The following is a 14,459-nucleotide window of genomic DNA, read 5'->3' on the forward strand; positions in this document are numbered from 1 at the left end:
CACTCTTCGAAGCTTACCTCCGGAAGCCACCCAATCAAGCTCGACGCCCGAAATACACCTTCTTCATCCCTAACCAATCGACTGACCGTTTCAGAGGCCCTAGCCGACATGGCTGTGGCTTTTTTGATGCCCCCCAACCCGACATGGAGAGGCCCCCCTTTTTCCCAATGGACGAGAACGAGAACAGCCAGCCCGACAACTCCCCTTCTGGTGAGGCCACCGACAATGGCGGGACGCCGCCGAACCGACCAGGCCGGCGAAAAGGACCTGGCGGCCGAGCTGGAGAAGTGGAAGCACTTCGCTCGGGAGCACGAGAAGAAGTGGCAGAAGGCCAGTGGTGAGCTGGAGGAGCTTCGCAAGGCGCAGATGACCGACGCGGAGCGGGCACTTGCCGAGGCCGAGGGGCGGGGCCGCAAGGCCGCGCTGGAATCGACCTCGAAAGAGCGTGCCAAGCTCAAGCTTGAGGCTGCGGCTGCGGCTGCGGCTGCGGCTGCGGCTGCGGCTGCGGCTGCCAAGGCTGGCGTGGACATCACGCCGCTGCTGGACAAGCTCGACGTCTCCCAGTTCTTGTCCGAAACCGAGGACAACGACAACGAGATCGGTGACTTCGTCTCTCAGTTCTCCGCTCAGTTCGCAGCCCGCAAGCAGCCGAAGTTCCCACAGGGAATCGGGATCGGCCCGCAGAGCAACAGAGCAAGCCGGGTCAGCTGACCCATGCCGATCTGAAGCGGATGACGCCCAAGGAAATCGCTGAGGCCGAGGCCAAGGGCCTCTTTGACGACCTCAAGAAGGGGCTCATCTGAGTCCTCTCCCCCAGATAGCCCCACTCGGATTGGACATCATTCATGGCTTTTGACTCCGCCACTCACGGCCAGGTGAAGCCTGGTTTCGTCCCGGAGATCTACTCGGCGAACCTCCAGGTGCGCCTGGAGGGCATGCTGGTCCTCGCCAGCGCCCTGGTCGCCAACCGCGACTTCGAGGGTGAGATCAGCAACCAGGGTGACACGGTTCACGTGCCGCTGGAAATCCTGGACCCGACGATCACCCCGCACCACATGCAGAACGGCCTGGGCACTCCCGAGGAGCTGGGCCTCACCGACACCGACATCAAGATCACCGAGGCGGACGGCTTCAACTTCCGCGTTGAGGACATCGCGGCTGTCCAGAACGCCGTCAAGGGTCTGGTCGCCAAGGTTCAGGAGCGCGCCGCGCGCAAGCTCGCCGAGAAGGCAGACCTGTTAGGTGTCAAACCTGATCACCACGGCGGAGGGCACCGCCGACCCGCGCGGCAAGACCGTCACGAAGATCGTGCGGGACGACGCCCAGGAGCCCTCAAGGCGTACGAGACGATCGTCGCCGCGAACCTGGTCCTGGACAACTAGATATGCAGTCCGGCCGCTACATCGTGGTCAACCCGAAGGTCCGCTCGGAGCTGCTTTTGGACGAGCGGTTCATCTCGGCCGACAAGTACGGCGGGGGCTCGGTGATCACCAACGGTGAGATCGGCCGCATCCTCGGCATGGCGGTCTACATGACCACGGTCATGCACGGCCGGGACATGGTCGTCCGCCACCAGATGGCCGTGACGTTCGCCAACCAGATCGTCAAGACGCCCTGGCCTGCCTCATGCACGGCTCCTGAGCGACGACCTCAGCGGCAGGTTCGCCGCGATCACCGGCGCATGGAGCGTCGAGCGGGACACGGCCATGACCATCGTCATGGTCCCGATGGGCGATTGCATCCGGTCCGGATCTCTCTAGGGTCGAGACCATGGCGCGTATGGATTGGCTCCGTGTCGCCGATCGGCCGTCCCTGTTCAACTTCGTGTTCTGGGCGATGACGGCCATCCTGACCGCCGGCCTCGTGCAGGCGGCCGTGACCCGCACCACCGCCCTGCCGCACGTCGCGCTCTTCGGCGCCGACCTGGTGCTGGTCGCGGCGCTCTGGCCGGCCCTGCCCTGGAGCCGCGGGCGGGGCCGCCTCTGGGTGGCGCCGCTGTTCCTGGCGGCGACGCTCACGCTGGGGGTCACCGGTTCGGCGGGATATCACCTGCCCCTGATCCTGCTCGCGGTGGCCGACCTGGCCTTCCTGTACGGCATGCGCGTCGCGACGGCCATCCTGTCGTGCGTCGTGGTCCTGTGCGCCGTCACGCCTCCGCTCGTCGGTTCGACGATCGCCGACGGCCTGGTCCAGGCCGCCTCGATGGCGATGTTCTCCGCGTTCGTCCTGGGCATGGTGGCGTCCATACGTGAGGCGCGGCGCAGGCGCGAGGAGGCCCAGGGGTTGCTGGAGCGGATCAGGGAGCTGGCCGTCGCCGAGGAGCGGGCGCGGATGGCGGCGGAGATGCACGACTCGGTCGGCCACCACCTCACCGTCATCAAGATGGGCCTGGAGAACGCCGAGCGGTTCCGCGAGCGCCGCCCCGAGGCCGCCTGGGCGGAGGTCCGCCAGGCCAAGGAGCTCACCGTGGAGGCGCTGGCCGACGCGCGGCGCTGGGTGCGTGCGCTGCGGCCGCTCGCGCTGGACGGCCGCGTCGGCAGCGCCGCGCTCGAACGGCTCGCGGCGTCGTTCGACGGCACCGGCATCAGCGTGAGCTTCGAGGTGCGGGGCGAGGAGCGGCGGCTGGAGGCCGACACCGAGCTCGTCCTCTATCGGGTGCTGCAGGAGGGGCTCACCAACGCGCTGCGGCACGCGAAGGCGGAGCACGTGCACGGCACGCTCACGTTCGGAGACGGCCGGGTGGCGCTCGTGGTCAGCGACGACGGAACGGGCCGGGACGACGGGTCGCGCGGCGGCTTCGGGCTGGCGTCGCTGGCCGATCGGGCCAGGGCGCTCGGCGGCACGCTGGCCGGCGGCAACAGGCCGGGCGGCGGGTTCGAGTTGCGCGCCGAGCTGCCGCTGGCGGGGGTGCGGGCATGACGCCGGTCACGGTGGTGCTCGTGGACGACCAGGCGCTGCTGCGCCAGGGGCTGCGCAAGCTGCTTGAGGTCGAGGACGGCATCGAGGTCGCCGGCGAGGCGGCCGACGGCTACGAGGCGCTGCGGGTGATCGGCGACCGCCGCCCGCGCGTGGCGCTCGTGGACATGCGCATGCCGGGCATGAACGGCGTGGAGCTGATCGTCCGCCTGGCCGCCGCGCATCCGGAGGTGGCGGTCGTCGTGCTCAGCACGTTCGACGAGGACGAGTACATCTTCGGCGCGCTGCGCGGCGGCGCGACCGGCTATCTGCTGAAGGACTGCTCGCCGGAGGAGCTGGTCTCGGCCGTCCACCGGGTGAGCCGCGGGGAGACCGTGCTGGGCAGCCCGGTGGCGGCCCGGCTCGTCGCCGAGCTGCGGCACCTGCCGGTGAACGCGGTCGCCTTCCGCGGGCAGGAGCTGCTGTCGGCCCGCGAGGTGGAGGTGGCGCGGATGGTCGCCGCCGGGGCCGCCAACAGGGAGATCGCGGCCCGGCTGTTCATCACGGAGGGCACGGTCAAGAACCACGTGTCGAGCGTGCTGCGCAAGCTGGGCCTGCGCGACCGCATCCAGCTCGCCCTGCACCTGCGTCCCTGAGCCGCGCCCGGCCGCGCTTGCGTCCCTGAGCCGCGCCTGCGGAGAGCCGGCGGCTCCCGCGAACGGGAGCCGCCGGACGAGGGTCACCAGGAGGCGGGCTTGCCCTTCTGGAACAGCCACACGTCGAAGAACGCCTTCAGGTCCTTGCCCGAGACCTTCTCCGCCGCCTGGATGAAGTCGGCGGTGCTCGCGTTGCCATACCGGTGCTGGGCGGCCCAGTCCTTGATCAGCGTGAAGAAGGCGGTGTCGCCGATCTTGCCGCGCAGCGCGTGCAGCGTCATCGCGCCGCGGTTGTACGGCACGTTGCCGAACATGTCCTCGGGGCCGGGGTCGGCCGTGACGACCTGCCAGAACGACGAGGTCGCCGCCCGGCCGTAGTTGCTGGAGCTGTCGAACGTCTGCTGCGCGGTGGCGCCGCCGGTGTGCTCGGTCCACAGCCAGGTCGCGTACGTCGCGAAGCCCTCGTTGAGCCAGATGTCGGACCACTTGGCGACGCTCACGCTGTCGCCGTACCACTGGTGCGCGAGCTCGTGCGCCATCGTGCCGACGCTGGGCGCGCTGGAGAAGATGGGCTTGGTCTGGCTCTCCAGGGCGTAGCCGACGTCCGGCGCGCGGTCGATGATGGCGCCCGCCTGGTTGTACGGGTACGGCCCGAAGATCGAGGAGAAGAACTCCAGGATGTCGGGGATCCTGGCGACGGCCGCGGCCGACTGGGCCTCCAGACGCGGGTCCACGGCGGTGTAGACCGGGATGCCGCTCGGCGTGGTCGTCTCGTTCACGGTGAAGTTCCCCAGCGTCACGGTGGCGAGGTAGGTCGCCATCGGCTCGGCCGAGTCCCACACGAACGTCGTCCTGCCCTTCGCGGTCGTCTTGGACACCAGGCGGCCGTTGCCGACCACCGTGACGCCCTCGGGGACCGTCGCACGGAAGGTGAACGTCGCCTTGTCCGTGGGGCTGTCGTTGGACGGCAGCCAGGCCGGGGCTCCCTGCGGCTCGCCCGGCACGAAGGCGCCGTCGTCGGTCGGCACCCAGCCCTCGATCGACTCGTCGGGGTCGGTGATCACCGGCGGCGTCCCGGCGTACGTCACCGTGACCGTGAACGTCTCCCCGGTCTTGAGCTTCGGCCGCGGCGTGACGACGAGCTCCTGCCCGTCCCGCCGGAAGTCGGCCGGATGCTTGCCCACCTTCAGCGACGTGATCTCCGGCCCGCGGAAGTCCAGGTCGAACTGGTCGAGGTCCTGGGTGGCGACCGCGGTGATCACCGTCGTGGCGTCCATGACCTTGGTGGCGGGGTCGTAGGAGAACGTGACGTCGTAGTGCCGCACGTCGTAGCCGCCGTTGCCCTGGTCGGGGAAGTACGGGTCGCCGAGCGAGGGGGCGCCCGCGGAGAAGCGCGGCGCTCCGGGGTTGCCGGGGGCCGCGAGGGCCGTGGTCGCCTGGGTGGCGGCGAGCAGCGCGGCCGCGAGGGCCGCGCCGCCGAGCCGCGCCGCCCGGCGCGAGCGGGACGAGGTCATGAGGTTCCTTTCAAGGTCCGGGCGGCCGGGAGACCGGCCGCCCGGCCCGGTGTCTTACGTGGGATCAGGCGACGACGGAGCGGAGCGGGATGCCCGCCGCGCCGAGGTCGCGGACCAGGTCGCGGACGAACGGGTGCTCGTCGGCGGACAGGCCGTCGGGGTTCGGGATCGTGATGTAGGACGAGCCGTCCGCGGACGCGGTCTGCGCCGTGTCCGTGTAGCGCTCGACCACCGCCTGCGCCCGCGCCAGGTCGGCGTCGGCCACCTGGATGACGATCGGCCGCCACTCGCCGCCGAGGTTCGGCGGCTCCTCGGCCGTCGCCGCGGCGCTGCGCAGCGCGTCCGGAGCGACGCGCAGCTTCGCCTGGGGCGAGGCCTGCGGCGCCGGGTAGAGCACGGCGTTGGCGAGCAGGTGGATCCCGTTCTCGTTGTACGCCCGGAACAGCGGGTTGTACGCGAACAGCACGGCGTGTCCGGCGCCGGTCGGCTCGTCGACGAGAGAGGCCGTGCCCTTGAGCGCCTCGGAGCCCACCGTGTAGCCGTTGGACCAGAAGGTGTCGTCCGTGGGGTAGGTGAGCACGTTCACCCCGGTCTGGCTGGGGTTGAGGATCGGGTCGCCGTTGTTGAACTGGAAGTCCTCCGCCGGCCGGCCGAGCGACACCGGGCTGTCCTGGGCCACGTCCACCCGGAAGTGCGAGCCGATGACCTGGTAGCCGGTCGGCTTGGCCTTCTCCGTCGTGGAGGTGAGGCCCGCGGCCCGGGCGACCCGGGTTCCCTCGTTGCGCAGCCCGACGTACGTGCCGCCCGCGGCCACCCACTGCCTGAGGTTGGCCAGGCCCTGCTCGGTCAGGCCGCCGTTGGAGCTGCTGCCGTCCGGGACGAGCAGGACGGTCCGCTCGGTGAACGCCGGAGTGTTGCCGTTGACGTCGGCCGTGGTCACCGGCTTGAGGTCGAGACCCCAGCGGGCGCCGAGCACGTAGCGGGCCTCGCCGTAGGACCCGGAGGTGGTGGAGACGCCGGTGCCGGCGAACAGGCCGACGTCGGGGGTGCGCAGCGCGGCGCCGGAGGCGGGGGCGCGGACGCCCTCGACCGTCACGCCCAGCGAGCGGGCGAGCTTGTCCAGATCGCCGCGCTTCATGGCGGTCTCGGGCAGGGTGACGACCCCGCTGGTGACGTCACGCGTGAGCGGCACACCCGCGCCGAGCAGCCGGAAGGTCAGCTCGGAGGCGGCGGCGGAGTCCATCGGGTAGGCGTACGACCCGCCCTTGGGCGCGTTGGAGGCGACGCCGCCGTCGATGTCCTTGACGAGGTCGGCCTTCGGCGACACCGCGTCGCCGGTGGAGATGGTGTCCACGCCCGCGAGCAGCGGGTTGCTCCACGAGGAGACGTCGTAGAAGTACGGGAACGGGACATAGGGGTCCTCGCCCATGACCGCCTGGATCCAGTGCTTCTGCGGCTGGTCCATGGGGATCCAGTAGGCCCCCTCGGGCACCGTCACGTCACTGGCCGTCCGGCCGCCGAAGACCCGCGCGGAGGGCACCTTCACCGGATTCTTCACCCGGTAGACCTCGACGTCCATACGGCGCAGCCGCTCGACCAGCCGGCGTACGTCGCCGAGCTGGCGGTCGGGCAGCAGGAAGTAGGACCGGATCGTGATGTCGGGCACCGGGAACCGGACGGTGTTGGCCGGCTGCACGACCTCGTTCGGCTCCAGGGCGCCCGCGGCGCCCTCGGCGAGCGAGGTCTGCCAGATCGAGTAGTAGCCGTTCAGCACCTCACGCCGGTTGTCGGCGGCCCAGCCGGTCGTGGCCCACTGGGTGTTGAACTGCTGCTGCACCCGGTCTTCGACCGCCGAGGAGCTGCCCTTCTCGAAGGTCATACCGGCGGCGCCGAAGCCCGTGGCCGGGACGCTGTCGCCGTAGCCCATGTAGAACAGGTCGTACGTCGCGTAGTTGAAGTAGCACTCGGTGGTGACCACGTCGTCGCAGGCGCCGTTGTAGCCGAAGCCGGCGGCGTTCGCCGCGCCGATGCGGTTGATCCAGTCCACCGGCTGGTCGGCGATCTCGTGGTGGATCGGGTCGGCGTTCGGCGGGAAGAAGTACTGCCGGCCGCCCATCTCGTGGGCGTCGACGAAGACCTGCGGCGGATAGCGGCGCAGCATCTCGAGCTTGCCGTCGGTCTCCGGCTGGGTGCGCGCGAACCAGTCCCGGTTGAGGTCGAAGCCGTACTCGTTCGTCCGGCGGCTCGCGTCGCGGCCGTCCGGGTTCTGGGTCGGCATGATGACCGTGAGCAGGTTGTCGTTGCGCTTGGCGACGTCGCAGGACAGGCCACTGGCCAGCTCGTACAGGGTCTTGAGCGCGGCGTCGGCGCCGCTCTTCTCGCCGCCGTGCACGTTGCCGGCGATCCAGACGATGGCGGGCGAGTCGTCGGCGATGCGCGCCGCCTTGTCCGCCTTCAGCGACCTCGGGTCGCGCAGCGAGCGGATCTGGTCCGCGATCTTCTTGAGCTGCCCGGGGACCATGTTGTGGGAGTCGGACACGATGGCGTAGGGCAGGTCCTGGCCGGTCACGCTGTGGGCCACGGTGCCCGTGACCACGCGGTCCGAGGCGCCGCCCACGGCCTCCACGTACTTCTCGATCTCTTCGGTCGTGAGCACCCGGGGCTGGCCCTTGCCCAGCGGGAAGCCGAAGAACTGCTCAGGGGAGGGCACCTTGGCCACGTGGGCGTTCGGGTCGGTGTCGCACTCCGCGGGCGGCTTGCCGCCCGGCTTGGCCAGCGCCGGGGTCGCGGGCGTCAGCGTGAGCGTGGCCGACACCAGGACGGCGGCGCCGAGCGCCATGCCATAAGGGGATCTTCCGCACAGCAATGTGCGTAACCGCATCTCGCCTCCAGGCGGGGGGACGGGGAGGTCTCGGTGGGAGAGCGCCCGTCCGGGAAACGACAAAGTCACTGCGGACAGTATTAGAACGGAATAAACCGGACAAGCCGCGGCGAAACATAACCATGCGCGAACGGAAACTGTGAGAAATGGCGTTTTCGCAAGTCAATGTGCCAGCGGCTGTCCGAATCACCCTTTTATAACGTCCGATAACAACTGGGCATCGGGTTCGCCCGCCACAGCGGCGGTCACAGCCGGTCGGCGCGGCCCGCGACGTCCCCGCCGGCGCCGGGCATCGTGTGATCGAAGACGGACGTCCGCGCGCTCCGCTGTGGGACCATTCAGGATGTTCGGAGGAGGGACAGGGTGGACGAGGAGCGCCGCGTCGCGGGCAGATATCACCTGCTCGAACCGATCGGCCGCGGAGGCATGGGCGTCGTGTGGCGTGCCCACGACGACCTGCTCGACCGCGCGGTGGCCGTCAAAGAGGTGCTCTACCACCCCACTTCCGACGAGGACAGGGAGACCTTCAACCGCCGCACCATCCGTGAGGCGCGGGCGGCGGGCCGCATCGACCATCCGAACGTCGTCGTCGTCCACGACGTCATCGAGGAGGACGGCCGCCCCTGGATCGTGATGCAGCTCGTGCGGTCGCAGTCGCTGGGCCAGGTGCTGCGCGACCAGGGCCCCCTGCCGCCCGCCCGGGTCGCCGCGATCGGCCTGCAGGTGCTCGACGCGCTGTGCACGGCGCACGCCGCCGGGGTGCTGCACCGGGACGTCAAGCCGGAGAACGTGCTGCTCAACGGGGAGACCCGGGTGGTGCTCACCGACTTCGGCATCGCGACGATGCCGGAGGAGGCCGGGCTCACCATGACCGGCGGCATCATCGGCACCCCCGCGTTCATGCCGCCCGAGCGGCTCAACGGCGAGCCCGCGACCCCCGAGTCCGACCTGTGGTCGCTCGGCGCGACGCTGTACGCCGCCGTCGAGGGCGCGACCCCGTTCGACCGCAAGACGCCCGTGGCCACTCTGGCCGCCATCCTGCACGACGAACCGGCCCCGCCCCAGCGGGCGGGTGCCCTGAGGCCGGTGCTCGAAGGGCTGCTGCGCAAGGACCCGGCGCGGCGCATGGGCGCGGCCGAGGCCGCGGCCCTGCTCAACGCCGCCGTGACGGCCGCATCCGGACCCCCTGCGACCACCGCTGCCCCCGCCGCTGCCGCCCCCGGTCTCCCGCACAACCGGCCCGAGCCCGGCCCGTGGAGCGGCGCACCGTCCGGGCCGTCGCAGCCTCCGTCCGGTCCCCCGCAGCCGCACGGAACCCCGCCGCACGGAACCCCGCCGCACGGTGGCACGGCCATGTGGCCCGGGAGCGCCGGTCCCGAGGGGCCCACGGGCCCCGGCGGCGGCACGGGCATGGCGGGCCACCCCACGGCACCGAACGGCGGAGGGGTACACGCGGGCCACGCCGGTCCCGGCGGTCCCGGCGTTCCGCCGGGAAGCCGGGCCGGCGCGTACCCCGCACCGGGTGCTCAGGGACGTGGCTCCGCGGCCAAGGAGACCCCGGCCAAGGTGATCCTGCTCGTCGTGTTACCGCTGCTGCTCGTGGCCGCCGTCGCGGGCGGCTGGTACGGCTACCGCTCGCTGGCCGGCGACGGGACCCTCGCCCAGGACCCCACACCCACGGAGATCGGCCCCACCACGGGCACCGATCACCCGTCGGGGGACATCTCACCGAGCGTCTCCCCCGAGCCGGCCACGCCGTCGGAGGATCCCACGCCGGCGGCGGAACCGTCAGAGGATCCCTCGCAGGAGCCGTCGCCCGCATCCTCCACGCCCGCCGCGGTCACGCCGCCGAAGGGGTGGAAGATCCACCGTGACGCGCTGGGCTTCTCCATCGCCCTGCCCTCCGGCTGGGTCCCGTTCGGGAGGGAGGGCGACCGGGTGCGCTTCCACCATCCGAACAACCGCGACTACCTGCAGGTGGACCTGACGCCGTGGGAGGACCCCGATCCGGTGACGGCCCTGCGCATCGTCGAGATGAACTCGACCAAGCGGGGCTACCTGCCGGGCTACGAGCGCATCGCCTACAGGACGAGCCGTTACCTCGGGGTGGAGTCGGCGGAGTGGGAGTTCACGTTCACACCGAGCTTCGGCAAGGTGCGGGTGATCGACCGCGCCTTCAGGCTCGGCGACGGCCGGTCCATCATGCTCTATTGGCAGGCCGCCGACTCCCGGTGGACATCCGGCCTGTCCTATTTCAAGGCCTTCACGCGCACCTTCCAGCCGGCCTGACGATCCGGGGAAGATCGGCAGGTCGAGAGGGAATTCGCCCGGATGGGCAATGACCTCGCATGCGTTCGCCCAAGACGGGTAGCGCGAACACCATGGCTGAAGCGCAGACCTCCGAACGTGTCGTGGCAGGACGCTATCGCCTGATCGAGCCGCTGGGGCGGGGCGGCATGGGCACCGTGTGGCGAGCCGTCGACCAGGTGCTCGAACGGGAGGTTGCCGTCAAGGAGCTGCTCGCGTCGGCCGGGCTCACCGGCGCGGAGCGGGAGGTCTTCACCATCAGGACCTTCCGCGAGGCCAGGGCCGCCGGGCGGCTGAGCCATCCGGGCGTGGCGGCGGTGTACAACGCCTTCGAGGAGAACGGCTATCCCTGGATCGTCCTCGAACTGATCCCGTCCCGGACGCTGGGATCGGTCATCCACGAGGAGGGCCCGCTGCCGCCCCGGCGGGTGGCGGAGATCGGGTCCCAGGTGCTGGCCGCGCTGCGCGTCGCCCATGCGAACGGGGTGCTGCACCGGGACGTCAAACCCGACAACGTGCTGCTCGCCGACGACGGCCGGGTCGTGCTGACGGACTTCGGCATCGCCGCGATGGAGGACGACTCACCGGTCACCCGCACCGGCATGCTGATCGGCACCCCGGCGTTCATCGCACCGGAACGGGCGGCGGGACGGCAGGCACAGCGGGCGTCCGACCTGTGGTCGCTCGGAGTGACGCTGTTCATGGCCGTCGAGGGGCGCTCGCCGTTCCACCGGGGGCACGCGCTGGCGACGCTCGCCGCGGTCATGTACGAGGAGGCGGGCCCGCTTCACAACGCCGGGCCGCTGGCACCGGTGATCGAGGGCCTGCTGGTCAAGGACCCGGCCCGCAGGATGACCGCGGCGTACGTCGCGCAGCACCTGTACGCCGTGGCCACCGGCCAGGTGACCGACCCGGTCGTGCCGCGCCCGCGCCAGCCGCCCCGGCTCGCCCGGCTGATGCCCGTCTTCGACACCTCGCCTTCGGCTCCCGTCTCCGCCCCCACGCCCGTGTCCTTCGGCGAGGGCACCCCGACACCGGTCCCGGTGCCCGCACCGGTGCGCGGACGGCGCAGGCCGTGGGCGCTGGCGGCGGGTTCCGGGGCACTCGTCGCGCTCGTCGGGCTGGTGGCCGGCGCGATCGCGTTCGCCACCGCCAGGTTTCCGGCCGACCCGAGGGGGACCGCCGTGGTGAGCACGCCCACGGTGACGGTCTTCGCGACCAGGACCGCCGAGCCCAAGACCGCCGAGGCCGCCGAGACCGGTAAGCGGGCCGGGAGCCGCGGAGCGGAGAAGACGGCCACCCAGCCGGTGGCGAACCCCGGCGCCGCAGGCGGGCACCGTACGGAGGATCGCGGCGGGGCTGCCGGCAGGTCCGCCGGGAGGCCGCCCGGGAAGCCCGGCGGGGGAAAGCACAAGGACAAGCCCACGGGGGCCGCGTCCAAGGGCGCCGGCAAGCCCAAGGGGTCTCCACCGGCGAAGCGGAACGACAAGGGATCCGCCGGCAAGCCCGGGAACGGCGGCGGCAGCGCCAAGCCGTCCCAGGGCGCGGGTGGGGGCCAGGGAAAAGACGAGGGCCGGGAGCCCACCACCGACGACACCGGTGACCCCGGCGACCCCGGCGACCCCGGCAACCTCGGTGACATCCCCGACGGCTACACCCAGCCCGAAAACGACTGGGCGGCCTGACTCCAGCCGACTCCGAAAGGCCCCGGCGCCGGGGCCAGACACCCGCTCGGCTGGCCGGGGGAACCCTGCGTGCCGGCGCACCGCCCGTCCTCAAAGCCCCTGGAGCTTGCGGAGCCGGGGCAGGCTCAGCCCTCGTCGGCGAGGATCTCCAGCGCGTGGGCGAGGTCCGCGGGGTAGTCGCTGGTGAAGGTCATCCACTCGCCCGTCGCCGGGTGCTCGAACGACAGCGAGACCGCGTGCAGCCACTGCCGGCCCACGCCGAGGCGGGCGGCGAGGGTGGGGTCGGCGCCGTACAGCAGGTCGCCCACGCACGGGTGCCTGAGGGCGGCCATGTGGACCCGGATCTGGTGGGTCCTGCCGGTCTCCAGCTTGATGTCGAGCAGCGACGCCGCCCGGAACGCCTCGATCGTGTCGTAGTGCGTGACCGAGTCCTTGCCTCCGGCGACCACCGCGAAGCGCCCGTCGCCCGCCGGATGCCGGTCGATCGGGGCGTCGACCGTGCCCCGCAGCGGGTCCATGTGCCCCTGGACGAGCGCGTGGTAGCGCTTGTCGACCGTGCGTTCCTTGAACGCCCGCTTGAGGTGCGAGTAGGCCCGCTCGCTCTTGGCGACGACCATGACGCCGGTGGTGTTGGCGTCGAGCCGGTGAACGATGCCCTGCCGCTCCGCGGCGCCGCTCGTGGACACCCGGTGGCCGCCGCCGAGCAGGCCGCCGATCACGGTGGGGCCGGTCCAGCCGACGGTCGGGTGCGCCGCCACGCCGATCGGCTTGCTCACCACGACGACGTCGTCGTCCTCGTACAGGATCGTCATGCCGGGCACCGGCTCGGCCACGGGCATCGGCGCGGCGGGCGGCGGCGGGATCGTGACGTCCAGCCAGGCCCCGGCGTGGACGCGGTCGGACTTCGCCGGGACGGCGCCGTCGACCAGCACGTCCCCGGAGGCGATCAGTTCGGCCGCACGGGTGCGGGAGAAGCCGAAGAGGCGGGCCAGGGCGGCGTCGAGGCGCTCGCCCTCCAGGCCGTCCGGCACGGGCAGGCTGCGCTGGTCACCCATCGGTCCGCTCCCTCGCCGGCTCGCCGGCCTGCGTGTCCGCCTCACCCTCCGTGTGGCTCCGCCCGCGGTCCTCGACCGGCTCCGGCGTGTCCGTCTGGCGGGTGCCGTCGATCTGGTAGCCGCGCCAGGCGAGGAACACGGCGAGCACACCGCCGCACACGATGCCCGAGTCGGCGAGGTTGAACACCGGAAAGCGGGTGACCGGGAACACCTGGATGAAGTCGACCACATGCCCCTGGAAGGGGGCCGGCCACCGGAAGATGCGGTCGGTCAGGTTGCCGACCGCACCGCCCAGCAGCAGGCCCAGCGTGATCGCCCAGGGCAGGCTGTGCAGCTTCCGCGCCGTACGCACGATCGCGACGACGACGGCCAGCGCGATCACCGTGAACACGATCGTCATGCCGGTGCCGATGCTGAAGGCGGCGCCGGCGTTGCGGATCACGGTCAGCACCAGCGCGCCGGGCACGACGGTGAGGGGCTCCTCGTGCTCCAGGAACTCCACGACGAGGAACTTGCTGACCTGGTCGAGCACGTAGACGACCGCGGCCACGACAACGAGGAGAGCGATCTTCCGCGCGCGGTCGGGCCGCGGCGGTGCACCGCTCAGCGGCGCTCCTCCCGCTGCTTGCACGCTACGCACAGCGTCGCCCTCGGGAATGCCCGAAGACGCTCCTTGCCGATCGGCTTGTGGCACGATTCGCACTCTCCGTAAGTCCCTGCCTCGACGCGGGCGATCGCCCGCTCGTTCTGCGCGAGCAGGTCGCGCGCATTCAGGGTAAGGGCGATCTCGCGCTCACGCTCATAGGTCTTGGCCCCGGCGTCCGCCGGATCGTCCCCCGCGCCCTGGCTCACGTCTCCGGACGCGAGCTGCTCCTCCGCCCGGGCGATGTCGGCGCGCAGTTCCTCGATCTCGTGCCGCAGCCGCTCGCCGACCTCCGCGAGCTCCTCGCCGGACCAGACGTCGTCACTGATGGCGGTTCTCGCCGTGCGCGTCATTGCGGGCCTCCCCTTCGCCCAGAACCCGTCGGGCTCAGGGCACCCGTCGAGCGGGTGCGATTCGAGCCGGTCCGGGCAGAATAAGTCGCCGATAACGAATCGGCAACGGACTCGCCGAGGCTTTTACCCCATCCGTACCGGGCTGGGGCATTCGGCCAGCTCCTCCTCGTCACGCTCTGTATCGATCAGTTTGTCGCGGACGGTGCCACCGGGACCATGCCCCGGATCCCGAGACGAAGGCCCGCGGACCGCCACCGGTCGTCCTTCCGACGGCCGCCGGGGCCCACCCGCACACCCTCACAACAATCGCGGGGTCTGCGCGTGTTCCTCCCTATTCCCGGGACGAGCCCGGTCTCACCCCGAACGTCGCGCGCATATCGGGAAGCCCTTCCGCCCGCGTTGCGTTATCGTCGTAGTCTGCAAGGCGTTGATGGGGACGAGTACCTCCGCATCCGCCCGCTCAGCGACCC

12 protein-coding genes are annotated in these 14,459 nt (G+C 71.2%); 7 read left to right on the forward strand and 5 right to left on the reverse strand.

Annotated features, from left to right (window positions below; translation table 11 throughout):
- The first annotated feature begins 225 nt into the window (after positions 1-225).
- The 5 genes from FLX08_RS02945 (at position 226) to FLX08_RS02965 (ending at position 3,551) form a co-directional block, all read left to right on the forward strand.
- Complete coding sequence (locus tag FLX08_RS02945; protein ID WP_142616628.1) at positions 226-711, forward strand: hypothetical protein; 486 nt, start codon at positions 226-228, stop codon at positions 709-711.
- A gap of 134 nt (positions 712-845) precedes the next feature.
- Positions 846-1,382, forward strand: a complete 537-nt coding sequence (locus FLX08_RS02950) for a hypothetical protein (RefSeq protein WP_142616629.1) — start codon at positions 846-848, stop codon at positions 1,380-1,382.
- A gap of 2 nt (positions 1,383-1,384) precedes the next feature.
- The gene (locus FLX08_RS02955; RefSeq protein WP_142616630.1) at positions 1,385-1,840 is read left to right on the forward strand and encodes a hypothetical protein; all 456 of its coding nucleotides are present in this window, start codon (positions 1,385-1,387) and stop codon (positions 1,838-1,840) included.
- Positions 1,780-2,919, forward strand: a complete 1,140-nt coding sequence (locus tag FLX08_RS02960; protein ID WP_142616631.1) for a sensor histidine kinase — start codon at positions 1,780-1,782, stop codon at positions 2,917-2,919. Before FLX08_RS02955 ends, FLX08_RS02960 begins: the two co-directional genes overlap by 61 nt.
- Positions 2,916-3,551: a response regulator gene (locus tag FLX08_RS02965; RefSeq protein ID WP_142616632.1), complete on the forward strand. Its 636-nt coding sequence runs from the start codon at positions 2,916-2,918 to the stop codon at positions 3,549-3,551. Before FLX08_RS02960 ends, FLX08_RS02965 begins: the two co-directional genes overlap by 4 nt.
- An 83-nt stretch (positions 3,552-3,634) precedes the next feature.
- Here the strand turns inward: FLX08_RS02965 and FLX08_RS02970 are convergent, their stop codons facing one another.
- Positions 3,635-5,065 carry a M1 family metallopeptidase gene (locus tag FLX08_RS02970; RefSeq protein ID WP_142616633.1) on the reverse strand — a complete coding sequence of 477 codons (1,431 nt, stop codon included), beginning with the start codon at positions 5,063-5,065 and terminating at the stop codon, positions 3,635-3,637.
- Between the two features lie 64 nt (positions 5,066-5,129).
- The gene (locus FLX08_RS02975; RefSeq protein WP_142616634.1) at positions 5,130-7,904 is read right to left on the reverse strand and encodes a M14 family zinc carboxypeptidase; all 2,775 of its coding nucleotides are present in this window, start codon (positions 7,902-7,904) and stop codon (positions 5,130-5,132) included.
- A 405-nt stretch (positions 7,905-8,309) separates the two neighbouring features.
- On the opposite strand from FLX08_RS02975, the gene FLX08_RS02980 reads away from it, so the two are divergent.
- Entirely contained in the window at positions 8,310-10,235 is a 1,926-nt protein-coding gene (locus FLX08_RS02980; RefSeq protein WP_142616635.1) for a protein kinase domain-containing protein, read from the forward strand.
- Between the two features lie 92 nt (positions 10,236-10,327).
- A complete protein-coding gene (locus FLX08_RS02985; protein ID WP_142616636.1) occupies positions 10,328-11,938 on the forward strand; it encodes a serine/threonine-protein kinase in 1,611 nt (536 codons plus the stop codon).
- A gap of 125 nt (positions 11,939-12,063) precedes the next feature.
- On the opposite strand, the gene FLX08_RS02990 is transcribed toward FLX08_RS02985, so the two are convergent.
- Genes FLX08_RS02990 through FLX08_RS03000 form a run of 3 tightly spaced genes read right to left on the reverse strand, consistent with a single transcriptional unit; the run spans position 12,064 to position 13,989 of the window.
- On the reverse strand, positions 12,064-12,993 hold the full coding sequence (locus FLX08_RS02990; RefSeq protein WP_142616637.1) for an RluA family pseudouridine synthase: 930 nt from the start codon (positions 12,991-12,993) through the stop codon (positions 12,064-12,066).
- Positions 12,986-13,543, reverse strand: a complete 558-nt coding sequence (gene lspA, locus FLX08_RS02995) for a signal peptidase II (protein ID WP_244312299.1) — start codon at positions 13,541-13,543, stop codon at positions 12,986-12,988. The genes FLX08_RS02990 and lspA overlap by 8 nt, the downstream gene beginning before the upstream one ends.
- 53 nt (positions 13,544-13,596) lie before the next feature.
- A complete protein-coding gene (locus FLX08_RS03000) occupies positions 13,597-13,989 on the reverse strand; it encodes a TraR/DksA family transcriptional regulator (protein WP_142616638.1) in 393 nt (130 codons plus the stop codon).
- Positions 13,990-14,459 lie beyond the last annotated feature (470 nt).

The sequence above is a fragment of the Microbispora hainanensis genome (assembly GCF_006874475.1).
Lineage (GTDB): Bacteria > Actinomycetota > Actinomycetes > Streptosporangiales > Streptosporangiaceae > Microbispora > Microbispora hainanensis.